The following is a 24,719-nucleotide window of genomic DNA, read 5'->3' as shown; positions in this document are numbered from 1 at the left end:
CCGCCCGTTAAGACGTTTTCCGGCCGATCGGCGCCTTGGGCCCGGTCACCAGCGCAGGAATATTCCCACGTCGCCCGGCATGCCGCCGGGATAGTTCAGGATCTGGGCGCGGAGCTTGTAGCCGGACGGCCGGAGATGCCGGTCCCAGGCATCAAAGGCCTCCTTGGCGAATCCCGTCAGGCTGTTCGACCAGTCGGGGTCGAAATTGTTGATGGCCCGGCCGCCGTCCGTGCAGAAGTCGCTCGGGAAACGGAGCAATTGGATCTCGTTGAGGCCGCGTTCGGCCGCATGGCGCACCGCCGCCGTGAACCGCTCCTTGGCGTCCGGCCGGATGTGCTGGTTCATGAAGGCCTGGTAGAGATCCTGCTGCTGCGCCTCCAGTTTCTTCTGTTGTTCGAGGGCTGCGCGGATCTCCTCCATTTCCTTCTCTTCGGAGATGTGTCGAAGCTCCTGCGGAGTGATCAGATCCTCATCCGAACGGGTCTCGCTCATGGCAGTCGTCCCCATAAAGATTTGTAGATACATTTTGCTCCGGATCTGGGCCGATCCGGTGAGCCTTCTTTAGGACCGATGCAGTTGCGGGTGGGACAACATGATTTCGTTTCATACGATCCCTACGACCTGAACCAGCCCTTAGACATCAGTTCAGAAATCGTTTCAGAAGATATGGTCAGAACTCCGATTCTGCGTCGGCTGCATGTCAGCCGGACCGAACGATTACTTGAGACTTCCCGGGATACCATAACCTGCATCAAGTTTTCCCGGCCCGATCGGGGGATCTCCTTTCAGGGGGAGTGTGGAGTACGCACCCGGCTTCTGTCGAAGACACAGAAGCGGCGACGCGCCAGCGAGCCTCATCGCACGGGCGAAGGAGTACCGTCCGACGGGCGGGGCTGGAACGCCGCCGCCGTCGTCGACTTGGACAGAATGATCCGGAGGGTTACGCGCCCGCCAGCCCCGTCCGGGTCCGGTCGAAGGCCCGTCAGGCGGCCAGCGCATCCTTGTAGATCCTGCCGTTCTTCATCACGATCGCCAGGTTACGGCCGTGATGCTCCAGCAGGTTGATATCGTCAAGCGGGTTGCCGTCGACCAGCAGCAGGTCGGCGAGCGCCCCCGCGCGGACCACGCCCAGTTCGCCTTCCTTCTGGACCAGGGCCGCGTTCACCGAGGTGGCGGAGATCAGGATCTCGGCGGCGCTCATGACCTCGCGGCGGATCGAGAACTCGGACGACTGGTGCTGGTGCATGTCCCCCAGCAGGTCGGTCCCGAAGCCGGTCCGGACTCCCGCTCGGCGCAACACCTCGAGCGATTTCAGGCCGGCGGACAGCACTACCTGCAGTTTGTCCAGGCTGACCTGCGGGAAGCCCAGGCCGGCGCCGAACCGGTTGAGGGCGTCGTAGGTCACCAGGGTCGGGACGACGAACGCTTCCTTTTCCGCCGCCAGCTTCGCGGTCGCCTCGTCGATCAGGTTGGCATGCTCGATGCTGCGGACGCCGTGGTTCAGGCAGCGCGTGATGGATTGGGGCGTGTAGGCATGGGCCATGACGTATCTTCCCCAGGACTGCGCCTCCCAGACGGCAGCCGCGATCTCCTCGTCGGAATATTGGAGATTGTCGATCGGATCGCTGGGCGAGGCGACGCCGCCGGACGCCATGATCTTGATCTGGGTGGCGCCGCGGCGCAGCTCCTCGCGCGCGGCCTTGCGCACCTCCGTGACGCCGTCCGCGACCTGGGCCAGGGCGGCGCCGCCGCGGCAGCACAGGCACAGGCTGAGCGACGAGCCGTCCTCGTAGGACCGGAAGTCGCCGTGCCCTCCCGTCTGGGTCAGGGCGCGGCCGGCGAAGAACAGGCGGGGCCCGGCGATCAGGCCGTGCTCCGTCGCCAGCGCCAGTCCGTAGTCCGCCCCGCCGGCATCCCGCAGGGAGGTGAAGCCGCGGTGAAGCGCCGCCTCGAGGAACCGGCGGGCATGCTGGGCCAGCAGCATCTTCGGCATGTTCTCGAGCTTGCCCAGGTCGGGATCGGCGGCGATCGCATGGAAATGGGCGTCGATCAGGCCCGGCATCAGGGTCTTCCCCTTGGCTTCGATGACGCGCGCGCCCTCGACGCTTACCTGCCGGTCGGCGACCTCCCGGATCCGGTCGTTCTCCACGACGACGCTCATGCCCTCGCGAAGATCCGCGCTGGTCCCGTCGAACACGGTGCAATCCTTGAAAATCACGACGGACACGATGCTTCTCCGATCTCGGGAAAATTGGGCGGCCCGGGATGCCACCAAGTCCGATTCCAACGGTTTCGCTTTCGATAAGTTTCGAAATCGAGCGAAACCTCAGGGTGGCAATCCGGGAGATCCGAGACATGCAGATCGTAATCATCGCCGCGTACCTGCTCTTCGTATGCGTGTTCGGCGTCTACATCATGCGCAAGCTGGTCAAGGACAGCGACGACTTCATGGTGGCCGGACGCAGCCTGTCCAAGGCCGTGCTGGCCGGCACGCTGCTGGCGACCTTCGTCGGATCGGGCACCATCGTCGGCGGCGCCAGCTTCGTGTTCCAGTACGGTCCGTTCGCCGGGATCTTCTTCTTCCTCGGCACGCCGATCGGCGTGCTGATCCTGTATTTCTGGCTGGCCGACAAGGTCCGCGTCGCGGCGCGCTACACCGTGCCCGAGATCCTGGAGATCCGGTACGGCAAGGCGGCCCGCGCGGTGGCGGCCCTGATCATCCTCTTCGCCTTCATCGGCATCACCTCCTACCAGTTCATCGGCGGGGGCAAGGTCCTTCACATCACGACGGGCATCCCGGAGTGGCAGGCGACCTTGATCGCGGCGGCCATCATCATCTTCCTCGCCACGATCGGCGGCCTGGTGTCGGTGGCCTACACGGACTTCATCAGCGCCATCTTCATCCTGGTCTCGCTGATCGCCGCGGTGCCGCTGATCCTGTCGCAGACGGGCGGGCTGGACGGCATGATCGCTGCCCTTCCAGAGGCCAAGCAGACCATCACCGGCGGCCTCACCGTACCGCAGATGCTAGGCTATTTCCTGCCCCTGTTCCTGCTGCTGCTGGGCGACCAGAACGTCTACCAGCGGTTCTCCGCGGCGGAGAACCCGAGGACGGCCCGAACCGCGGCGATCGGCTTCTTCGTGGGCTCCGTCCTGACCATCGGCATCATCCTGGTGCTCGCCGCCTCGGCCGCCGTCCTGCTGCCCGAGATCGACCCGGCCACGGCGGTGCTCTCGCTGGCGAACCAGAAGCTGCCGGTCCTGCTGGGCGGCATGCTGCTGGCCGCGGCCGTCGCGATCATCATCACGACCGGCAATTCCTACCTGCTGTCGGCATCCGCCAACCTGATGTACGACCTCTACGGCTCCCTGTTGGGCAGGACCGTGGCGCCCGAGCGCCGGCTGATGTTCGACCGGCTGGCGGTGGTCGGGCTGGGAGTCCTGGCCTACGCGCTCGGCACCTTCTTCCCGACCATCCTGGCCCTGCAGATGTACTCCTACACCATGTACGGCGCCGCCATCACCCCGGCCCTGCTGGCCGCCCTGGTGTGGCGCAAGGCGACGCCCGCGGGCGGCCTCGCGGCGATCCTGACCGGCGGCGTGGCGACCCTGGTGTGGGAACTGGCGCTCGGCAAGCCTCTGGGCTGGAACAGCGTGCTGTTCGCGCTGCCGTGCTCCGTCGCCGTCCTGGTGATCGTCAGCCTGGCGACAGCGACGCGGGAGAACGAGGAGAGGGCGACGCGGGCGATCGCCGGGGCCAGGTGACGAGGTCCGCGGACCGGGCAAGGATGCGGTCCGCTCCTCCTTCGGTGATCTTCGGAGCTCTCATCTACTGAAAGCGGATAAGGAGGGCCGGTACTGAAGGATGCGCCGCCGCGACAGGCCCAGTCCGATACAACCGAAGGCGATCAGCGCCAGCGTTCCCGGTTCCGGAATCTCCGCCACGGTGACCGGCGTCAGCAGGAAGGCGTTGCCTTGACCACCCGGATTGATGCCGAAACCGGTGATTTGCCCGGCGTCGTTGATCGCGTTTCCGCTCAGGAGGGTCCATCCCGCATCCGGGTCGATCAGGTCGTTCAAGTTGAACATGCCCGTTCCGTCCCACAGGAACGCGAGATCGGCACCGTCCGAGGTGATGCTCTGTCCCGTTACCTGACCGCCGGCGTTGATGCCGTTACCGACACTGAAGCTACCCCCGCCAAGGGTGCCGAGGTCCTTCATGCCGGTCGTCGGGTCCCACAGGAACGCATTGATGCCCCCGTCCGCGGTGATGCTGGCTCCCGTCACCCGGCCGTCGTCGTTGATGTCGACGCCGGCGCTCAAGGCCCCGCCGAGGGTGCCGAGATCCCGCATGCCGGTCTCGGCATCCCACACGAAGGCATGGCGGTTGCCGCCCGCGGTGTCGCTGGTTCCCGTGACCTGGCCGCCGGCGTTGATGCCGGAGCCGGCGCTGAAGCTCCCGCCGCCGAGAGTACCGAGGTTCCGCATGCCGGTCGCCGGGTCCCACAGGAACGCCCTGACGCTGCTCGGACCGAAGTTGCTGGCTCCCGTCACCTGGCCGCTCGCGTTGATGTCGGCGCCGCTGCTTGCTTCCCTCTCGTCTCCGCCGAGGGTGCCGAGGTCCCTCAGGCCGGTCGCCCGATCCCACAGGAACGCCCGTGGGACACCGTTGGCGTTGAAGCTTATTCCGGTCACCTGGCCGCCGGCGTTGATGCCGAAGGCTTCGCTCCCGCGGCCAAGGGAACCGAGGTCCCGCATGCCGGTCGCCGGGTCCCACAGGAACCCACGGCTGCTGGGGTCCGCGACCCCGCTGGTCCCCACGACCTGTCCACCGGCGTTGATGGCGAAACCGATGCTGAAGCCTCCGCCCGGGAGCGTGCCGAGGTCGGCGACGGTATAGGCCGGGACGGCGAGTGCCGCGCCGGGAGCAAGGAGGATGCCGGCCAGGAAGAATAGGCAGTTTACATGCATGAAATGCCTCCCGTTGAATGCTGAGCCCGATTCGCCGTTATTACCGCGCTGCGGAGTTCGGCGGCACGCGGCCCAGTATGGGGAAGCGGGCCCCCGGTTGTCGCACGCTTAGGGCCACTGTGCTTGAGAACGGGGCAACGGCGCTTCAAGGAATCGGGCCGCGATCGCTAGGGTCCCTGCCGGGCCGTCTTCCGCTCCTGCCGGAGCAGCAGGAGGAGCGAGGCGAGGATGATGCCGCCGCCGGCGAAGACCGAGATCTCGACCGGCTCGCCGAACAGTGCCAGGCCGAGGAACACGGCGAGCGGCAGCCGGATGAAGTCCACCAGGATGAGGAGCGACGCGTCGGCGAGCCTCATCGCGCGGGCGAAGGCGAACTGGGCGGCGAGGCCTCCGGCACCCTGCACCGCCAGCAGCAGCAGGCTGGCGGGCGACGGCGTGGTCCAGACCGGCAGGCAGAGCAGGAACGCCACCGGGACCGTCACCAGCAGGTTGAGCAGGACGATCCGGAGTGCTGGCTCGCGCGAGGAGGAGACCTTCATCAGCAGGGCGACCCCCGCCAGGCCGACCGCAGCGCCCAGCGCCAGGACCGCGCCCAACCCGACGGGTACAGTATCCGGGCGCAGGACGATCCAGACTCCGCCGAAACCCGCGGCGAGCGCCAGCAGCCGGAGGGGACGCGGGCGTTCGCCCAGGAACAGGATGGAGCCGAGCGAGACGAACAGGGGCGTGGTGAAGGCCACGGCGATCGCCACCGACAGGGGCAGCAGGGTCACCGCGTAGAAATAGGCCACCAGCGCCGCGAGCTTCATCACCGCCCGCAGGCAGTGGACCGGCCACAGGGGGGAGCGGAACGGGTGCGGGCCGATCCGCCGCAGGAAGAAGGCCAGGAAGAGAAGGCTGAAGAGGTTGCGGAAGAAGACGATCCCGAAGGGATGGACCTCGGCCGCGACGAAGCGGACGATGACCGCGTCGAACGCGCCCACGGCCGAGTTGACCGCCATGAAGAGCGCGCCGGCGATCACCGGCGGCAGCCACGCGGCGGCGCCGGTTCTGGAAATCTGAGTCAATGCCTGCCCCTGCGGGAATGGGCGGCGCCCGCCGGTCGGGGCGCCGCCGTCCGGATCGTCAGTCCTTCAGGTCGATTTCCGAAAGCCTGATCTCGCTGTTGGTCTTGAGGGTCGGGCGCCAGCCCTCGATGCGTGGGCCGACGCGGGTGTACCCGATCATGTGGTACATCGGGACATCCGCCACGACCTCGTCATGGACCCGGGCGAAGACTTCCTGGAACAGCTTGGCGCGTTCGTCGCCGGTGGCGCTCATCGCCTGCCGGAGCAGCCGGTCCACCTCGGGGTCGGCGATGGTCGAGTACTGGCCGCCGCTGGAATACATGACCGGGGCGGTGAAGCCGGCGTCGCCGGTGTTGTTGTCGTGCTGCTGCTGGAACAGCGTCGCCCCCCGCTCCGGCGGAAACGGCTTGTCCAGGTAGCGCACCCAGTCCGCGGCCTCCAGCTGCACCATGGTCATGTTGAAGCCGACCTCCTGCCACATGCCCATCATCGCCTCCAGCGATTCCGCCGAGTTGGGGAAGAAGCCGTTGCGGGCGATCAGTCGGATCTCCTTGTCCATCGGAACGCCGTCGGCGCGGGCGGCTTCCAGGAGTTCCCTCGCCCGCTGCGGATCGTAGCCCCAGGGCTTGATGTCGGGATTGTGTCCCCTGACCCCCGGCGCCACCATCTGCGAGGCGCGGAGCACGTCGTCGCCGAACAGGGCGCTGCCCAGCGAGTCCCAGTCGATGGCGAGGTTGAGCGCCTCGCGGACCCGGCGGTCGTCCAGCGGCGGCATCTGCGCGTCGATGCGCATGCGCGTCGTCTCGGAGTTCAGGTAGGCGAAGTCGGTATCCGGGTCGGTCGCGTCCTGGACCGCGATGGTCGGCGTCAGGTCGGCCTCGCCGGTCGAGACCATGGCGGCACGGATGGCGGATTCCGGGCGCCAGACGAAGGTGGCGCGGGCGACTTCCGGGTCTTCCCCCCAATAGCCGTCGAACCGCGCCAGGACCACCCGCTCCGGCGATGCGCCGTCCAGCCGGTAGGGACCGGTGCCGACCGGGCTGTTGGTTTCCTTGTCCATCGGCAGGTTCGGGGAGACGATCTGGACCGTGCCCATCAGGGTCGGCAGGATGGGGATCGGGATATCGGACCTGATCTCCACGGTCCGGGGATCGACGGCCTTGGGCGTCAGCTTGATGTCGCCGAACTTGGAGCGGCTGTCGCAGGACAGGTTGGGATTCATCAGGCGGTTGATCGTGTGGACGACGGCCGCGGCGTCGAAGTCCGCCCCGTCCTGGAACTTGACGCCGTCCCGGAGCGTGAAGCGCCAGGTCAGGTCGTCCACCTGCTGCCAGCCGGTCGCCAGGAAGGGCTGGACGGTGCCCTCCTCCGCCTGGATGTCGGTCAGCGTTTCGGTGATGTTCATGTTGATGATGCGGCCGATGTCGTTTCGGATCGACCGGCAGGGATCCAGGTTGGCCGGCTGCTCCGGCAGGACGACCGTGATCTCCCCCGGCGCCGCGAGCGCCGTACCCGCCGACAGGGCCAATGCCAGCGCCGGCGCCAGGAGCGCCGCGGTGCCCCTGATGGATTTCTTCGTTTTCATTGGTTTCCTCCCCTTGGACTGATTTTCTTTTCCGTCAAGCAAGCCGCCGGAGGCCGTTGGCCTCGACGAAGGCGGCCAGCATCGCCGACTGGGCCTCGGTCAGCGGCCAGGCCGACGGCGGGCGGGTGGCACCGCAGTCGTGTCCGAGCAGGCGCAGCGCCGCCTTCACGCCCGTCACGTTGGTGCCGTTCATCTCCTGGGCCCGGATGTCCTCGAAGGCCCGCATCCCGGCGATCAGGCGGCGCGCCTCGGCGTAGTCGCCGCTTTCCAGGGCAGCGTGGATCGCCACCGACCTTTCCGGCCAGACATTGATCAGGCCCGAGGTGAAGCCCCGCGCGCCGACGGCGTAGAGCGGCGGCGCCCACACTTCCGCCAGCCCGCCGACCCAGACGATGTCCGGGTCGCAGGCGGCCATGGCCTCGGCCAGCTTCAGGGGGTTGGGCGTCGCCCACTTGACGCCCACGACGCCCTCGACCGCGCACAGGGCCTCGATGGCCTTGACCCCGATCGCGTCGTTGCGGAGATAAACGACCAGCGGCAGGCCGCCGGAGGCGTCGGCGATGCGCTTCACGTATTCCGCGATGCCGCGCGGCGCCACGAAGGGGTCGGGTGGCTGGTGGACCATCAGCGCGTCGGCCCCCGCCTCCGCCGAGACCCTGGCCAGGCGGCAGGCGTCCCCGATGGCGCGGCCGACGCCGGCCACCAGCGGGACGCGCCCGTCGACGTGGCGCGCCGATGCCCGCACCATCGTCTCCGCCTCGTCCGTGGTCAGGGCGTAGAACTCGCCGGTGTTGCCGTTGGCGACCAGGATGTGGACGCCGGCCGCCACCGCGCGGTCCACGATCGGCGCCTGGAGGGCGGGCGGCCAGCCGGTCCTCGCCGTCGAACGGCGTTACCAGGATGCCGGAGATGCCGGTCAGGGCCCGTTGCAGATCCTGATTGTCGAATTTCATGGAAGTGCCTGCCTGTCAGGAAGCGCGGCAGCGCCAACCGCGGCGCCGGTCTCCCACTTGGGATGGGGCGTGGCGTTCAGCAGCGTGCGCGTATAGGGATGTTGCGGGTTGGAGAACAACGCCTGCGTGGCGCCCTGCTCGACGATCTCGCCGTGCTTCATGACGATGATGCGGTCGGCGAAGTGCCGGACGATCGGCAGGTCGTGGGTGATGAAGATGTAGGACAGACCCAAGCGGGTCCGCAGGTCAGCGAGCAGGTCGATCACCTGCGCCTGGATCGAGACGTCCAGGGCCGACACCGCCTCGTCGCAGACGATCAGCTCGGGATCGCTGGCGAGCGCCCGGGCGATCGCGATCCGCTGGCGCTGCCCGCCCGAGAACTGGTGGATGTGCCGGGCGGCGTGCTCCGCCTTCAGCCCGACCAGCTCCAGGAGCTCGACCACGCGGTCGTTCCACCGGGCTTTGGGCAGGATGTCGCGGTGGATGCGGAGCGGTTCCGAGATGATCGTGCGCACGTCCATCCTCGGGTTCATGGACCCGTAGGGGTCCTGGAACACCATCTGCACCTTCCGCCGCAGCTTGAGCAGCGCGCGCCGGTCCATGCCGAAGATGTCGTCCCCCTTGTAGAGCGCCCGGCCCGAGGTCGGCTCGTTGAGGCGCAGCAGGATGCGCGCGACGCTGGACTTGCCGGAACCGGACTCGCCGACGATGCCGACCGTCTCGCCCTTGCCGACCACGAAGCTGACGTCGTTGACGGCATCGACGTACCTGGCGGGGCCGAACAGGCCGGTGCCGAGGGTGTAGCGCTTGACGATGTTCTCGACCCGCAGGATCGGCTCGCCGGCGGCCGTGCCGGAACGCCGGTGGGAGTCCGCGTCGTCGGCATGCGGCAGGGCCGACAGCAGCGCGCGGGTATAATCGTGCCTCGGCCGGGTGAAGACCGTCCTGGCCTCGCCCTCCTCGACGATCCGGCCGCCCTTCATCACCATGACCCGGTCGGCCATGGAGGCCGCCACCTCCAGGTCGTGGGTGATCAGGACGAGCGCCATGCCGTGCTCGGCCTGGAGGTCGCGCAGCAGCTCCAGGATCTGCGCCTGGACGCTGACGTCCAGCGCGGTCGTCGGCTCGTCGGCGATGATCACGGAGGGCTGGAGCGCTATGGCCATGGCGATCATCACGCGCTGGCGCTGGCCGCCCGAGAACTGGTGCGGATATTGGTCGACCCGGTGTTCCGGATCGGGAATCCCGACCCGGCGCAGCAGGTCGACCGCCCGCCGCCTCGCCTCGCCTCCCCGGGCGACGCCGTGGGCCTCGAACACCTCCGCGATCTGCCGGCCGATCGTGTGCACCGGGTTCAGGTGCGCCAGCGGGTCCTGGAAGATCATGGCGATCCGGCGGCCGTTCAGGTCGCGCCGCTCCTCCGCGCTCATGGCCGAGAGGTCGCGGCCGTCGAACACCATCCGGCCGGCGACGATGTCGCCCGGCGGCGTGTCGATCAGCCCCATGATGGCGCTGGTGCTGACGCTCTTGCCCGAACCGCTCTCCCCCAGGATGCAGAGCGTTTCCCCGGGGCAGACATGGAAATCGACCGAGCTGACGGCGCGGAACGGGTCGCGGTCGGACAGGAAGTCGACCGTCAGCCCCCGCACCTCCAGGATGGGTTTCTTCGGGATCGTCCCTCCGGTCATCGCGGAGCCCTCCGCAGGGTCTGGAGCCGCCACCGCTGCTGCGGATCGGCGACCGTCCTGGCCCAGCTCGACAACAGGTTCAGCGAAAGCGTCGTCAGCAGGATCGCGAAGCCGGGCCAGAACGCGACCCACCAGGCGCTCGCCAGGTAGCCCCGCCCGGTCGCGACCATGGCGCCCCAGGTGAACTGCGGCGGCTGGATGCCGAGCCCGAGGAAGCTGAGCGCCGATTCCGCCAGGATGACCGCGGCGAAGTCGATCGCGGCGATGGTGACCAGCGTGGGCGCCACCAGCGGCGCTATGTGCCGCAGCACGATGCGCAGCGAGCCGGCCCCCATCGCCTTCGCGGCGCTCACGAACATGCGCTCGCGCAGTTCCAGCACCTCGGCGCGGGTGGTCCGCAGGTAAATCGGCACCCGGGTGATCGCCAGGACGATGATCAGGTTGGGGATGCTCGGCCCCAGCGTGTAGAGCACGATCAGCGCCAGCAGCAGCGACGGGAAGCTCATGGCGATGTCGGCCAGCCGCATGATGGCTTGGCTGTACCATCGGTTCGAGTAGCCGGCCACCAGGCCCAGCGTGCCGCCGACCAGGGCGGAGGTCAGCACGGCAGCCGCGGCGATGCCGAGGGTGTTCTGCGCGCCCACCACCAGGCGGGCGAGGATGCTGCGGCCGAGGGTGTCGGCGCCCAGCACGTAGGCCCAGCCCTGGTCGAGCGTGAACGGCGGCAGGTTGCGCTGGCGCAGGCCCAGCTTGGTCGCCAGGTCGCCGACCAGCAGCGGGCCGACGATCGCCGCGGCGATCAGGAACAGCAGGTACAGGGCGGAGAGCAGCGCCAGCTTGTCGTGGACGAGATAGCCCAGGAGGACCCGGGCCCTGCCCGGCTCGCCGGGCGCCGCCTTCGCGTCGGTCGGGATCACGGTCATGACGTCTGGTACCGGATGCGCGGATCGAGAACGGCGTAGAGGATGTCGATCGCGATGTTCAGGAGGAAGATGGCGGTCGCCGTGACCAGCACGGTCGATTGCACCACCGCGAAGTCGCGCTGGATGATGGCGTCGATCATCAGCTTGCCGATGCCCGGCCATCCGAACACGGTCTCGACGACGACCGCGCCGTTGACCAGGCTGGTGGCGAGGTCGCCCGCCACGGTCACGACCGGCAGCAGGGAATTGCGCAGCGCGTGGGCGAAGATGATCTTCCGGCGCCTCACCCCCTTGGCCCGCGCCGTCTTGACGTAGGGCGACGACAGTGCGCCGATCATCGTGCCGCGGACGACCTGGACGAGCAGGCCGAAGGGCCGCAGCATCAGGACGGCAACCGGCATGATCCAGTGCGCCGCGGAGCCGGTCCCGGAGGTCGGCAGCAGGTCGAGGCTGACCGCAAAGACCAGGATGCCGACGATCGCCACCCAGAAGTCCGGGGCGCTGGCCCCGGCCAGCGACACCAGGCTGGCGAACCGGTCGAACGGGCTCCCGGGCTTCGCCGCCGCCAGCGACCCGACGACCAGCGCCAGGGCGACGGCGAAGGTCATCGCCAGCACGGCGAGCTTCAGCGTCTGGGGAAAGGCCTCCAGCGCCACCTCCATCGCCGACCGGTTCTGGCGCAGCGACTCCCCGAAATCGAGACGGAGCAGGTCGCCGAGATAATCGAAGAACTGGACGTAGAGCGGCTGGTCGAAGCCGTGGAGCCGGGAGAAGGCTTCGCGCGCCTGCGGCGTCGCGTCGAGGGGCAGGAAGAGATAGGACGGGTCGCCGGTCAGCCGCGTCAGGAAGAAGACGAGCACCAGCAGTCCCAGGACCGAGACGACGCTGTGAAGGGCGCGTTTTCCGAGGTAACCGAACATCCGGATTTCCCTTGTCGGAGATGCGGAAGCGGGCCGCCGCGCCGCCGCCGGGCGGCGGCGCGGATCGGCGTCACTTCTTCAGGCGGATTTCCGCGAGGGGGATCTCGCTGTTGGTCGTCAGGTTCGGGCGCCAGTCGAGGCCGGGTCCGACGCGGGTATAGCCGATCATGTGGAACATCGGGATGTCCACCGCGATCCCGTCATGCACTTCCGTCAGGATCTCCTGGAAGGCCTTGGTCCGGGCCTCGTCGGTCAGGTCGAGCGCCTCGTCTATCCGGGCGTCCAGCCTCGGGTCGGCGAAGGTCGCGTACTGTCCCGACGAATGGTAGAAGATCGGGATCGTGAAGGCGGCGTCGCCCTTGTTGTTGTCGTGCATGACCTGCAGCAGGGTCGGTCCGCGCTCCGACGGGAAGGGCTTCTGCAGGTACCGGGTCCAGTCCGCCACGTCGAGCATGGTCAGGTCGATGTTGAAGCCGACGGCCTCCCACATCGTCATCATCGCCTCCAGCGCCTCGTTGCCGTTGGGATAGATGCCGTTGCGGCCGATCAGCTTGATCTCGGTCTCGACCGGGACGCCGTCCGCGCGCGCCTCCTCCAGGAGCGCCGCCGCCCGGTCCGGATCGGAGGTCCAGGGCTCGAGGGCGGCGTTGTGGCCGTTGATCCCGGGGACGACCATCTGCGAGGCGCGCAGCACGTCGTCGCCGAACAGCTCCGCCATGCCCTGCCAGTCGATCGCGAGGTTGAGCGCCTTGCGGACGCGCACGTCGTCGAGCGGCGCCTTGCCGGTGTCGATCCGGATCGCGGTCGTCTCGGAATTCAGGTAGGAGAAGTCCGTTTCCGGGTTGGTGGCGTCCTGGATGGCGATCGCGGGCGTCAGCTGGGCCTCGCCGGTCTGGACCATCGCGGCCCGCAGCGAGGACTCCGCGCGCCAGACATAGGTCGCCTTGGCGATGTCGGGCGTCTCGCCCCAGTAGCCGTCGAACCGCTCCACGACGACCGTCTGCGGCGTGAAGGTTTCCAGCTCGTAGGGTCCGGTGCCGACCGGATCGTTGACCGCCCGGTCGGCCGGCGTGTTCGGCGAGACCATCATCGCGACGCTCAGCAGCGCCGGCAGGATCGGTTCCGGCATCCCGGTCCGGATCTCCAGTGTGGACTTGTCCACCGGGGTCACCGTCAGCTTCGCGCTGCCGAACTTGGCGATGTTGTTGCAGGTGAAGGCCCCGCTGGTCATCCGCCGGATCGAGAAGGCCGCCGCCTCGGCGTCGAAGTCGGCGCCGTCATGGAACTTCACCCCGTCGCGCAGGCGGAAGCGCCAGGTCGTGTCGTCCACCCGTTCCCACGACGTCGCGAGCTTGGGCCGGGGCGTCCCGTTCTCCGGGTCGATGACCGTCAGGGGTTCCGTGACGTTCTGGTTCAGGATCTGGCCGACATTGGTCATGATGCTGCCGCACGGCTCCAGGTTGCCCGGCTGCTCCGGCAGGACGACAGTGATGGCGTCGCCTGCCGTCTGGGCCGCCGCGGGAAGGGCCGCCGATGCCATCAGCATGGCGCAGGCGACGGACAGCACACCTCTGGGTGTCATGGTGTTTCCTCCGTGTTTTTTTGTCTGGGGCCGCCGCCGTCTCCGGGGCGGGTCCGGGCAGCCGCGCTCAGCCGGCGGTCCGGGTCACGAGGGTCCGGAGCATGTCCTTCTCCTCGGGCGTGAGATCGGTCAGCGGCGGGCGTACCGGGCCGGGAGTGCGGCCGATGATCTCGACGCCGGCCTTGATGATCGACACCGGATATCCCGGCTGCCGGTCGCGGATCGCCGCGAACGGGAAGAAGAAATCCTTCAGGATGGCTTCCATGGTGGCGGCGTCGTTGCCGCGCATCGCCCGGTAGAAGCGCTGGGCCAGCTCGGGGACGAAATTGAACACGGCCGACGAATAGGTCGTGACCCCGACCGCATTGAAGGCCTCGGCATAGAGCTCGTGGGTCGGCATGCCGCCGATGTAGCAGAGCCGGTCGCCCAGCTTGGCGGTGATCGCGCGCACCGTGTCGATCTGGCCGGTGCCGTCCTTGAACCCGATGAGGTTGGGGCACTCGTCCGCCAGCCGGGCCAGGGTATCGGCCTTCACCACGGAATTGGCCCGGTTGTAGAGGATCACGCCGAGCCCGGTGGACCGGCAGACGGCCTTGACGTGCCGGTGAATGCCCTCCTGCGGCGCCCCGATCAGGTAGTGCGGCAGGAGCAGCAGCCCGTCGGCCCCGGCCTCCTCGGCCTTCGCGGCGATGTCCGTGGCCAGCGCGGTGCCGTATCCGCAGCCGGCGATGATGGGCACGTCGCCGGAAGCCGCCTTGGCGGCGCGGGTCACGTCGGCGATCTCTTGCGGGGACAGCGAGAAGAACTCCCCCGTGCCGCCGGCGGCGAACAGCGCCGCGGCGCCGAAACCGGACAGCCACTCGACATGGCGTCCGTAGCTGTCCAGGTTCAGGCGCAGCTCGGCGTCGAAATGGGTGACCGGGAACGACAACAGGCCGGACGACAGGCGCGACTTGATTTCAGCGGGAGACATCCACCACCCTTCTCATAATATGACCTTTTCAAAGTCGTATGATGATATGGCGGAACTGTCAAGCTTTACCGGGCTCGCCCGGCGGTGGCTTCGGGCGGGTCAGGGCCCGGTAGCGCTTGATGCCGCCGAGCAGGTGCCGGCGCATCGCCTCCCGCGCGCGCTCGGGATCGCGCGCCCAGATCGCTTCCGCCACCTCGGTGTGCTCCGCGAACAGGATCCTGTCCCGGCTCGGCAGCGGATCGACCCCGCCCATGACGCTGCGGAACTTCACCCGCGGGATGATCCGGCGGCCGACATGCTCCAGGAAGGCCTTGAACCGGCCGTTGTTGGTCGCCCGCGCGATCGCCATGTGGAAGTCGAAATCGGCCTGGTCGGTCGGCAGCCCGCGCTCGACCAGGTCGCCGAAGATCTCGAGCTGGGATTGGATCTCCGCCTCCTGGGCGGGCGAGCTGCGCAGGGCTGCGAGGCCCGCCGCCTCGACCTCGATGCCGATGCGGAGCTCCAGCTCCTCGATGATGTCGGAGATCTTGTCGGTCGCCTGGGTGAACAGCTCCGGGCTTTCCAGGGTCCGCCGGGACCCGAGCACGAAGACGCCGGCGCCGTGGCGCGATTCGACCAGGCCGTCGGCCCGGAGCGCCGCGATGGCCTCGCGGATGACCGTCCGGCTGAATCCGAAGCGCTCGACCAGCACCGGCTCGGCCGGCAGCTTGTCCCCCGGCGCGTAGTCGCCCTCCTCGATCTGGCGCCGCAGCGCCTCGACCACCTGGGCGCTCAGGGTCTTGCGGGCCCCGGCTCGTGCGACGATCGCCATTTCCCTTCTCCCGAACCTGCTGTCCGTGACCGGCCAGCGCCGCCGAATTACTACTCATCATATGAGTCCGGCGCAAGCCGGCTGATTGATCATACATCATATAGCTCGACAGCGCCGGGGCGGCAGTCAGGTGCTGGCGCGCTCGATCACCTCGAAGCCGATGTCGATCACGCGCTCGATGTCGCCCCGGTCCTCCATGCGGGCCAGCATGGTTTCGGCGGCGATCCGCCCCATGGCCCGCCGGTCGATCCGCACGGTCGACAGCGCTGGGAAAGTATAGGCTGCGAAGTCGAGATCGCCGAAGCCCATGACCGCCAAGTCGCCGGGAACCGAAATCCCGCGCGACTGGGCCTCGGCCAGTACGCCCTGCGCAACGATGTCGGAACTGCAGAAGACCGCGTCCGGACGGGCGCCGCCGTCCAGCAGCCGCGCCATGCCGTCGCGGCCCGTCCGCAGGGTGCCCGGGGCCGGGACGGTGACAGCGGGCACGTCGGTGATGCCCTGCCCGGCCAGGGCCGCGCGGAAACCGTTCCGCCGCAGGATCGCCCGGTCGTCGTCCGCGCCGACCACGGCCAGTCGTCGGCGGCCTTTGCCCAGGAGATGACGGGCGACCGCGTCCCCCGCCTTCTCGTGGGAGAACCCGACCAGGGTGTCGATCGGCGTGGGCGTGTAGTCCCAGATCTCCACCACCGGGATCCCGGCGGCGAGCAGGCGCTGCCGGGTCGCGGGCGAATGCATGATGCCGGTCAGCAGGATGCCGTCGGGCCGGCGACCCAGGATCGCGTCCAGCAGGCCGTCCTCACGGATCGCCGGATAGCCCGAAAGGCCGAGCAGCACCTGATACCCGGACTCGCCCAGCTTGTCGGTCAGCGCCTCCACGGTTTCGGCGAACATCGAGCTCGCGATGGTCGGGACGATCGCGGCGACCAGGCGGCTGCGCTTCGAGGCAAGCCCCCCGGCGAGCAGGTTGGGAACGTAGCCGGTCCGCGCGATGGCCTCGCGCACGACGTCGATGGTATTCTGGGTCACCAGTTCCGGCCGGTTGAGCACGCGCGACACCGTGATCGGCGACACGCCGGCGAGCTTGGCCACGTCGCTCAGCGTCACGCTGCCGGACGACCGGCTGGAGGCGCGGCCGCCCGGCCGCTCCGCTGCGGATTTGCCGTCGGCAGTTTTTCGGCGGGACGGCGCGGGGGCGGAACGGGCCACGGGAAAGCCTGCCTTGCAAGATGTTCGTCCTGTAGATAGCGCTGACATTATCATCGCTCCGATCCCCTTCCAAGGGATACCGCCTGCCCCGAAACCGCGGCAAAAAGTGCTTTTATGAATTGGCGGGTATCGCTACCATGGCTCTGTTAGCGTTATCATAACGGCTGCCGGTCAAACGCGCGGGCAGGCGCGGGAGGGAAACAGGGAATGTCTGGCAAGAAACCAGAGGAGCTTCGCAGTCATCGCTGGTACGGGGTCAAGGACCTGCGGTCGTTCGGCCACCGGTCGCGCACGGCCCAGATGGGCTACGACCGCTCCGACTATGCCGGCAAGCCGGTGATCGCCATCATCAACACCTGGAGCGACATCAACCCCTGCCACACCCACTTCAAGCAGCGGGTCGAGGAGGTCAAGCGCGGCGTCTGGCAGGCGGGCGGCTTCCCGGTCGAGATGCCGGCCATGTCCCTGTCGGAGCCGTTCCAGAAGCCGACCACGATGCTCTACCGCAACTTCCTGGCCATGGAGACCGAGGAGCTGCTGCGCTCGTACCCGGCGGACGGCTGCGTCCTGATGGGCGGCTGCGACAAGACCACGCCGGCGCTGCTGATGGGCGCCTTCTCCATGGACCTGCCGACCATCTTCATGCCGGCCGGCCCGATGCTGCGCGGCGACTGGGGCGGCGTGGTGCTCGGCTCGGGCAGCGACAGCTGGAAATACTGGGCCGAACTGCGCGCCGGCAACATCACCGAGGACGACTGGCAGGGCGTCGAGCAGGGCATCGCCCGCTCCGCCGGCCACTGCATGACCATGGGCACCGCCTCGACCCTGACCGGCGCCACCGAGGCCCTGGGCTTCACGCTGCCGGGCGCGTCGTCGATCCCGGCGCCGGACTCGCGCCACGCCGCGATGGCGACGCTGACCGGCAAGCGCATCGTCGACATGGTTTGGGACGACCTGAAGCCGTCGGACATCGTCACGCCGCGATCCATCGACAACGCGGTCACCACCGTGCTGGCGCTGGGCGGCTCGACCAACGCCGTGGTCCACCTGATCGCCATGGCCCGCCGGGCCGGCGTGGAGCTGACGCTGGAGCGGTTCGACGAGCTGGCGCGCAGGACGCCGCTGCTGGCCGACATCCGCCCGTCCGGCAAACACCTGATGGAGGACTTCTACTATGCCGGCGGACTGCGCGCGATGCTGGCGCGGCTGGGCGACCTGATCCACCGGGACTGCCTGACCGTCAACGGCCTGGCGCTCGGCGCCAACATCGAGGGCTTCAAGGTCTTCAACGACGACGTGATCCGGCCGCTCGACAATCCGGTGGTCGCATCGGACAGCCTGGCGGTGCTGCGCGGCAACCTGGCGCCCAAGGGCGCCGTGATCAAGCCGCCCGCCGCCGAGCCCCACCTGCACCGCCACGCCGGCAAGGCCGTGGTGTTCGACGACTACAACGACATGGCGGCCCGGATCGACGATCCCGGCCTGGAGGTGGACGCGACCTCGGTGCTGGTGCTGCGCAACGCCGGCCCGCTGGGGGCACCCGGCATGCCGGAATGGGGTCAGCTGCCGATCCCGAGGAAGCTGCTCCAGCAGGGCGTGCGGGACATGCTCAGGATCTCCGACGCCCGCATGAGCGGCACCAGCTACGGCGCCTGCGTGCTGCACGTGGCGCCGGAATCCTTCGTGGGCGGCCCGCTGGCCCTGGTCCGGGACGGCGACGTGATCGAGCTGGACATTCCCGCCCGCCGGCTGGAGCTGCGGGTCGGCGAGGACGAGCTTGCCCGCCGGCGCGCGGCGTGGAAGGCTCCCGCCCCCCGGTTCGAGCGCGGCTACGGCGCGATGTTCTCGCAGTTCGTCAGCCAGGCCGACGAGGGCTGCGACTTCAAGTTCCTGGAGACGGGAGCCTCGACCGCCCCCGCGGGAGAGCCGGAAATCCACTGACCGGTCCATCGACCAGGGCCGCCAAGCAATAACGCGACGAGGAAACGCCATGGACATGCCCATCAACAGCTTCAAGAAGGCGATCACGGAAGGCCGCCAGCAGATCGGCCTGTGGTCGAGCCTGTCCAGCCACATCTCCGTCGAGATCCTGGCCGGATCGGGGTTCGACTGGCTGCTGATCGACACGGAGCACGCGCCCAACGACCTGCCCATGGTCTACAGCCAGCTCCAGGCGGCGGTGGGCGGGACGGCGCACCCGATCGTCCGTCCGCCGTGGAACGACATGGTGACGATCAAGCGCTACCTGGACGCCGGGGTGCAGACCTTCCTGATCCCCTATGTCCAGAACGCCGAGGAGGCCCGGCAGGCGGTCGCCTCGACCCGCTATCCGCCGGACGGGGTCCGCGGGTTCGCCTCCGCCTCGCGGGCGTCGCGGTTCGGCCGCGTCAAGGACTACTACGCCCGCGCCGCGGAGGAGACCTGCGTGCTGGTGCAGGTCGAGACCCGCGAAGCCCTGGGCCACCTGGAGGAGATCGCCGCCGTTCCGGGAGTCGACGGCGTGTTCATCGGCCCCGGCGACCTGTCCTCGGACATGGGCTACCTGGGCCAGCCCGGCCACCCCGACGTGACCGCAGCCATCGAGGACGCGATCGACCGGATCAAGGCGTGCGGCAAGGCTCCCGGCATCCTGACCGGCGACGAGGCCCTGGCCCGCCGCTTCATCGAGCGCGGCTGCCTGTTCACGGCGGTCGGCTCCGACGTGGGCCTGCTGGCCCGCACCTCCGAACAGCTTGCCGCCCGGTTCAGGAATCCCGCCTGAGCCCGGCGAGCGACCCCAGCCCCCTCCCCCGCGGCGGTCCCGCCGGGGAGGGAAAGCCAATTCCGTGGAACCGGGGACCTTCGATATGACCACCCTCAAGCCGGAAACGCGCGAGAAGCTGAAGACCGTCAGCACCGCGACCCTGGCCACCGCCCTGTTCAAGCGGGGGCTGCGCAACCAGGTTATCCAGGACGTCCGGCCGCTCAATCCCGCCAACGCGCCGATGGTGGGCGAGGCCTACACGCTCCGCTACATTCCCGCCCGCGAGGACCTGAACCCGATCAGCGTGTTCCAGGACCGCGGACATCCCCAGCGCAAGGCGGTGGAGGAGTGCCCGGAAGGCGCCGTCCTGGTGATCGACAGCCGCAAGGATCCCCGGGCGGCGTCCGCCGGGTCGATCCTGGTCTCCCGGCTGATGAAGCGCGGCGTCGCCGGCATCGTCACCGATGGCGGCTTCCGGGACTCGCCGGACATCGCGGCGCTGGATTTTCCGGCCTATCACAAGCGCCCGTCGGCCCCGACCAACCTGACCCTGCACCAGGCGATCGACATCGACGTGCCGATCGGCTGCGGCGATGCGCCGGTCTTTCCCCGCGATGTGATCGTCGGCGATGCCGAAGGCGTGATCGTCATTCCGGCCGGCATGGCCGACGAGATCGCCGACGAAGCCGTGGAGATGACGGCGTTCGAGGATTTCGTCGCCGAGCAGGTCATGGCGGGACGCTCGATCCTCGGCCTCTATCCCGCGACCGAGGAGGAGAACCGCACGCAGTTCGCCCACTGGCGCAGGGCCAACGGCCGCTGACGGCAAATTCCTTCCCGGGGTTGCCGCACAGCCCCGGGGAGCCGGCGGAGTCGATCCGGTCCGCACGCTATCGGATGGGAATCGCCGCGAAAGGAGCGGATCCGCTCCAGGGCTCTCTCGCGGCTCCGGTCGCGCTCGATGTCGAAGCTTCACTCGTCGGCGGCATGGATTACGGTCTCGTCGCCTTCCTTCAGGTCCAAGGTCACGACGACGGCGGCGGGCAAGCGTACGGCGAGGCGGTCACCCCATCCGGCGATCTTCCCGTACTCTTGAAATGCCTTTCTGCCAGCCCATAGTCCGATGCGCTTCCGTAGTCGGCGGAACGCCGCCCGGCACCAGTCGCAAGGCGCAATGTAGCATGCGCCACACCTGAAATACGCCCTGACGTGCTTGGCAATATCGATGCTACATTGAGCGCCGCGAGGGCAATGACGATGGACAATATCGATGTTGGCATTACGGCGCATCGATGTTTATTCTTCAGTCGAAGCTTTCCCTCCATGACTGTGAAAGCGAATACCTGGATGACGACATGGTCCTGAGGATCGGAGCCAAGCCGGCTGCCTGGAAGCGGCTGCGGGACCGGAGGACCGCCGCGTAATGGTCGCCAACGCGCACCTGGCCGCCGTGGTCGCCTCGTCTCCCGACGGAATCATCAGTTTCGCCCTCGACGGCACCATCCTGACCTGGAACCCCGGCGCGGAGCGAATCTTCGCCTGCACGGCGGAAGAGGCGGTCGGACGATCGGCGGGGTTCCTCATGCCGGACGACGCCGGCGAGTCCCCGCGGCGCTTCGGCCAGGCGGCGCGGGGCGAGACCATAAGCTTCGAGCTGTCCGGCCGGCGCGAGGACGGCCGTCACGTGGACGCAATGGTGACGCTCGCGCCGATGCAGGCCGGCGACGGCTCGATCGTCGGCGTGTCCGCGATCTGCCGCGACGTCACCGAGCACCGCCGCATGGAGGCGGAGCTGAGGGCGCGCGACCGGGAGTTCCTGGCCTTCTTCGAACAGGCCGCCGCCGGACTCGCGATCTGCGATCCCGACGGCCGTTTCCTCGCCGTCAACGACCGCTACTGCCAAGCCGTCGGTCGCCCGCGCGGTGAACTGTTCGGCCTGCGCATGCACGACATCACGCATCCCGACGACCTGCCGCGCAACGCGGTCCTTTTCCAGCATCTGGTGGACGGCGGCGAGGCCTTCGAGATCGAGAAGCGCTATGTGCGGCCGGACGGCTCCAGCGTGTGGGCCAACAACAGCGTCAGCGCGATCCGCGACGATGCGGGACGGCTGACGTCCGTGATCGCGGTCTCGATCGACCTGACCGACCGTCGGCGGGCCGAGGCGGCGCTGCGCGAGAGCGAGGCGCGCTTCCGGCACATGGCGGACTCGGCGCCCGCCCTGATCTGGATGACGGATGTCGAGGGGAGCCTCACCTTCGCGAACATGCACTACGATTACCTGTTCGGCCGGCCGGCCGCCGACATGCTCGGCGAGGGCTGGACAGCGGTCGTCCTGCCGGAGGACCTGGAGGCGTACACCGGCGCCTTCGCCGCGGCCTTCCAGGCCCGGGGGCCGTTCCGGCACGAGACCCGCGTCGTGGATCGCCGGGGACAGGTCCGCTGGCTGCGCTGCGAGGGCGTCGCCCGTTTCGACGACTATGGCGAGTTCCTCGGCTACACCGGCTGCAGCGTGGACATCACGGACGCGAAATCGGCCCGCGAAGAGCTGGAAATGCGGGTGGCCGAACGCACCGAGGCGCTGGCCGAAAGCGAACGGCGCTTCCGTACGATCTTCGACTCCACATTCCAGTTCATGGCCTTGCTCGCGCCGGACGGGACGGTCGAGGAAGTGAACCGGACCGCCATGGCCTGGAGCAGGATCGGACCGGAGGACATCGTCGGACGGCCCTTCTGGCTCGCCGCGCCGATGCGCGGCGATCCGGCGCTCCAGGCGGCGGTCCGCGACGCGATCCGGCGCGCCGCGGCCGGCGAGGTGGTGCGCGAGGAGCATGGGATGCGCGGCGCGGGCGACGTGCGCGCGACCATCGACTTCTCGGTCAAGCCGGTTCACGACGGCGCCGGGCGGCTCTACCATCTCATCGCGGAAGGGCGCGACGTCACCGAGCAGAAGCGCGCCTCCGAGCAGTTGCGCCAGGCGCAGAAGATGGAGGCCATCGGCCAACTCACCGGCGGCGTCGCCCACGACTTCAACAACCTGCTCCAGGTCCTGTCGGGCGGGCTCGGCATGTTCGACCGCAGCATGGAGCCGGCCCGCCGCCAGCGGCTGCTCGACGGTATGCACCAGGCCGTCGAGCGCGGCGCGTCCCTCACCCGCCAGCTGCTGGCGTTCTCCCGGCGCCAGCCGCTGCGGTCCGAGCCGGTCGACCTCGCGGGGCAGATCGGCGGCATGCGCGAACTGCTCGACCGGTCGCTGCGGGGCGACATCCAGATCCGGACCCGTTTTCCGCCCGGCCTCTGGCCGGTCGAGGCTGATCCGGGCGAACTCGAGCTCGTCGTGCTGAACCTCTGCGTCAACGCCCGCGATGCCATGCCGGGCGGCGGAACGATCACCCTCGCGGCCCGGAACGCCCCGGGGTTGGAAAATGGTGACCTGCGGGGCGACTTCGTCCGGCTGAGCGTCGCCGACGACGGGACCGGGATGACGCCCGATGTCGCTGCCCGGGTCTTCGAGCCGTTCTTCACGACCAAGGAGGTCGGCAAGGGATCCGGCCTCGGCCTGGCCCAGGCGTTCGGCTTCGCCCAGGCCTCGGGCGGCCGTGTCGACATCGACACCGCACCCGGCCGGGGCACGACGGTGACGGTTCTGCTGCCCCGGTCGGCGAAGGCGCCGAACAGGCCCGCCCGTCCCCTCCTGGATCCCGGAGAGCTGCGGGAGATCGCGGCGCTGGGCCACGTGCTTCTGGTGGAGGACGGCGACGAGGTCGCCGCCCTGGCCGAGGAGATGCTGGCCTCGCTGGGCTACGAGGTGACCCGGGTCGCGAGCGCCGCGGCCGCCCTCGGCGCCCTGGCGGACGGCCGTACGGTCGATGCGGTGTTCTCCGACGTCATGATGCCCGGCGGCATGAGCGGCGTCGCCCTCGCGCGGGAACTCAGGCTCCGCCGGCCGGACCTACCCGTGCTGCTCACGACCGGCTACGAGGCCTCGGCCGCCGGCGCCGTCGCGGAAGGCATCCGGGTCATCGCGAAGCCCTACCGGATGGCCGGCCTCGCCGCGGCGCTGGAGGCCGCGATCCGGGGGCACAAGGTTCCGGCGCCGGCCCTCGGACTCCGGGACGGCCGGCCGGCATGACCCGCCCGGAACCCCGGGGCATCAGCCCCGCGCGTCCGGATGGGCGGGCGTCCCGTCCCCGCCGCCGGTGGGCTGGAAAGACTTTCCGAAGAACGGCGAGGTGATCAGGAAATCGGCCGTCGTCCGGTTGGTCGCCAGGGCGACGTTGTAGAGCGTGGACAGGCGGGTCAGCGCCTGGACGTCGGCGTCGTGGGGGTGAGGCGACAGGGCGTCGGTGAAGAACAGCAGGATGTCGAGGCCGCCGTCGGCGATCATGGCGCCGACCTGCTGGTCCCCGCCGAGCGGGCCGGACTTCAGGGCGGTGACCTCGAGCTCGGGGCACGCCTCCTTGATCCTGGACCCGGTCGTCCCGGTGGACCAGAACCGGTGGGCCTCGAGGGTGCCGGCATTGTGCCGGACCCAGGCGAGGAGTTCCTCCTTCATGGAGTCGTGGGCGACCAGGGCGATCCGTTTCGAGGCTTCCATCATATCTCCGGCTCAAGGGGGCGGACGGGACTTCGGTTCCGCGAAGCGGTCAACCGTCCCGCCCCGAAGGCGTTGCGCGCCTTCGGCGATCACCGCCCCCGGATCCGTCCGACCCCGCCGGAGGCCAGCCGACGATCTGCCAGGAACCGTCCTGCCGCTGGCGCGCCCGCCCGGTACCCTGCTCGGGCCGGCCGTCGACGTCGATGGTCTGCGGGAACACCCGGCAGTACTGGCCGTTCCGGGCGTTGCGGCCCTCCTCCAGGTTCGCGCCGCCCGTGGTCCGCCTGTCCACGGTCGCGCCGGCGCAAGCGCCCCGCCGGTCAGCCTGACGCCGTCGGGCTTCGCCGCGACGGGGCGTGCCGATCGAGCCGACCGTAAATTTCGATGGAACCGTCTCCATCCCGGGGGTGTCTATCCCGCGAGTCCTTCGGCCGTGCCAGCAAAACGCAGCCGGACGACCCTTGCGCCGTAGCTGGATAACAGACGGCGGAAAGCCATACGTGAACCTGGAGAAAAATGATGCCTCTCTTGCTTTGGTTGCTTGGCGTACCGGGGATTCTTGTACTCCTGTTGTGGATCACCGGCGTCATCGGATTTTGACGATTATTGATCGGCAGGCCCGGCCATGGGCCTCGAACCCGTGTCCCGGCGCACGTCACCGCAGCGGCCGCGGCCACCGGCGCGCGACGGCGCGCCG

General features: G+C 68.8%; 18 protein-coding genes and 3 pseudogenes. 6 read left to right on the top strand and 15 right to left on the bottom strand.

Annotation, left to right across the window (positions count from 1 at the left end; translation table 11 throughout):
• Positions 1-45: 45 nt before the first annotated feature.
• Complete coding sequence (locus tag IGS68_RS31280) at positions 46-492, bottom strand: hypothetical protein (protein ID WP_247881450.1); 447 nt, start codon at positions 490-492, stop codon at positions 46-48.
• Positions 493-982: 490 nt separating this feature from the next.
• Complete coding sequence (locus tag IGS68_RS31275; RefSeq protein ID WP_201082196.1) at positions 983-2,227, bottom strand: metal-dependent hydrolase family protein; 1,245 nt, start codon at positions 2,225-2,227, stop codon at positions 983-985.
• Positions 2,228-2,355: 128 nt separating this feature from the next.
• On the opposite strand from IGS68_RS31275, the gene IGS68_RS31270 reads away from it, so the two are divergent.
• Positions 2,356-3,765 (top strand): sodium:solute symporter family protein, encoded by a 1,410-nt coding sequence (locus tag IGS68_RS31270; RefSeq protein WP_201082194.1) that lies wholly within the window; start codon positions 2,356-2,358, stop codon positions 3,763-3,765.
• A gap of 60 nt (positions 3,766-3,825) precedes the next feature.
• Here IGS68_RS31270 and IGS68_RS31265 read toward each other — a convergent pair whose 3' ends face one another.
• From IGS68_RS31265 to IGS68_RS31215, 11 genes and pseudogenes are all read right to left on the bottom strand, one after another.
• Positions 3,826-4,971, bottom strand: a complete 1,146-nt coding sequence (locus IGS68_RS31265; protein ID WP_201082193.1) for a PEP-CTERM sorting domain-containing protein — start codon at positions 4,969-4,971, stop codon at positions 3,826-3,828.
• A 167-nt stretch (positions 4,972-5,138) separates the two neighbouring features.
• On the bottom strand, positions 5,139-5,972 hold the full coding sequence (locus tag IGS68_RS31260; RefSeq protein WP_201082877.1) for a DMT family transporter: 834 nt from the start codon (positions 5,970-5,972) through the stop codon (positions 5,139-5,141).
• 124 nt (positions 5,973-6,096) lie between these two features.
• Positions 6,097-7,623, bottom strand: coding sequence for an ABC transporter substrate-binding protein (locus tag IGS68_RS31255; protein ID WP_201082192.1), 1,527 nt, complete (start codon positions 7,621-7,623; stop codon positions 6,097-6,099).
• Positions 7,624-7,657: 34 nt separating this feature from the next.
• Positions 7,658-8,576: pseudogene (locus IGS68_RS31250) on the bottom strand (dihydrodipicolinate synthase family protein).
• Positions 8,573-10,264, bottom strand: a complete 1,692-nt coding sequence (locus tag IGS68_RS31245) for an ABC transporter ATP-binding protein (protein WP_201082191.1) — start codon at positions 10,262-10,264, stop codon at positions 8,573-8,575. Before IGS68_RS31245 ends, IGS68_RS31250 begins: the two are co-directional and overlap by 4 nt.
• The gene (locus IGS68_RS31240) at positions 10,261-11,187 is read right to left on the bottom strand and encodes an ABC transporter permease (protein WP_201082190.1); all 927 of its coding nucleotides are present in this window, start codon (positions 11,185-11,187) and stop codon (positions 10,261-10,263) included. The genes IGS68_RS31245 and IGS68_RS31240 overlap by 4 nt, the downstream gene beginning before the upstream one ends.
• Entirely contained in the window at positions 11,184-12,107 is a 924-nt protein-coding gene (locus tag IGS68_RS31235) for an ABC transporter permease (RefSeq protein WP_201082189.1), read from the bottom strand. Before IGS68_RS31235 ends, IGS68_RS31240 begins: the two co-directional genes overlap by 4 nt.
• 70 nt (positions 12,108-12,177) lie before the next feature.
• Positions 12,178-13,689 carry an ABC transporter substrate-binding protein gene (locus IGS68_RS31230; protein ID WP_201082187.1) on the bottom strand — a complete coding sequence of 504 codons (1,512 nt, stop codon included), beginning with the start codon at positions 13,687-13,689 and terminating at the stop codon, positions 12,178-12,180.
• Positions 13,690-13,756: 67 nt separating this feature from the next.
• On the bottom strand, positions 13,757-14,662 hold the full coding sequence (gene kdgD, locus IGS68_RS31225) for a 5-dehydro-4-deoxyglucarate dehydratase (RefSeq protein WP_201082185.1): 906 nt from the start codon (positions 14,660-14,662) through the stop codon (positions 13,757-13,759).
• Between the two features lie 58 nt (positions 14,663-14,720).
• Positions 14,721-15,473: a FadR/GntR family transcriptional regulator gene (locus IGS68_RS31220; protein WP_201082183.1), complete on the bottom strand. Its 753-nt coding sequence runs from the start codon at positions 15,471-15,473 to the stop codon at positions 14,721-14,723.
• Positions 15,474-15,599: 126 nt separating this feature from the next.
• On the bottom strand, positions 15,600-16,682 hold the full coding sequence (locus IGS68_RS31215) for a LacI family DNA-binding transcriptional regulator (RefSeq protein WP_247881449.1): 1,083 nt from the start codon (positions 16,680-16,682) through the stop codon (positions 15,600-15,602).
• A 207-nt stretch (positions 16,683-16,889) separates the two neighbouring features.
• Here IGS68_RS31215 and araD point away from each other — a divergent pair, with 207 nt between their 5' ends.
• From araD to IGS68_RS35805, 5 genes and pseudogenes are all read left to right on the top strand, one after another.
• Positions 16,890-18,623, top strand: coding sequence for an L-arabinonate dehydratase (gene araD / locus IGS68_RS31210; RefSeq protein ID WP_201082179.1), 1,734 nt, complete (start codon positions 16,890-16,892; stop codon positions 18,621-18,623).
• 49 nt (positions 18,624-18,672) lie between these two features.
• Positions 18,673-19,443 carry an aldolase/citrate lyase family protein gene (locus IGS68_RS31205; RefSeq protein WP_201082177.1) on the top strand — a complete coding sequence of 257 codons (771 nt, stop codon included), beginning with the start codon at positions 18,673-18,675 and terminating at the stop codon, positions 19,441-19,443.
• A gap of 85 nt (positions 19,444-19,528) precedes the next feature.
• The gene (locus tag IGS68_RS31200) at positions 19,529-20,248 is read left to right on the top strand and encodes a ribonuclease activity regulator RraA (protein ID WP_201082175.1); all 720 of its coding nucleotides are present in this window, start codon (positions 19,529-19,531) and stop codon (positions 20,246-20,248) included.
• A 600-nt stretch (positions 20,249-20,848) separates the two neighbouring features.
• Positions 20,849-22,336: pseudogene (locus IGS68_RS35810) on the top strand (PAS domain S-box protein); the annotation flags it as partial.
• A gap of 24 nt (positions 22,337-22,360) precedes the next feature.
• Positions 22,361-23,557: pseudogene (locus IGS68_RS35805) on the top strand (ATP-binding protein); the annotation flags it as partial.
• 21 nt (positions 23,558-23,578) lie between these two features.
• Here IGS68_RS35805 and IGS68_RS31190 read toward each other — a convergent pair.
• Both IGS68_RS31190 and IGS68_RS31185 read right to left on the bottom strand, forming a co-directional pair.
• Complete coding sequence (locus tag IGS68_RS31190; RefSeq protein ID WP_247881448.1) at positions 23,579-24,022, bottom strand: methylglyoxal synthase; 444 nt, start codon at positions 24,020-24,022, stop codon at positions 23,579-23,581.
• A 49-nt stretch (positions 24,023-24,071) separates the two neighbouring features.
• The gene (locus IGS68_RS31185; RefSeq protein WP_201082169.1) at positions 24,072-24,422 is read right to left on the bottom strand and encodes a hypothetical protein; all 351 of its coding nucleotides are present in this window, start codon (positions 24,420-24,422) and stop codon (positions 24,072-24,074) included.
• Between the last annotated feature and the right edge of the window lie 297 nt (positions 24,423-24,719).

Source organism: Skermanella sp. TT6 (assembly GCF_016653635.2).
GTDB classification, from domain to species: Bacteria; Pseudomonadota; Alphaproteobacteria; order Azospirillales; family Azospirillaceae; genus Skermanella; species Skermanella cutis.
Note: the sequence above shows the minus strand (reverse complement) of the source record. Positions and strands in the feature narration are given on the sequence as shown.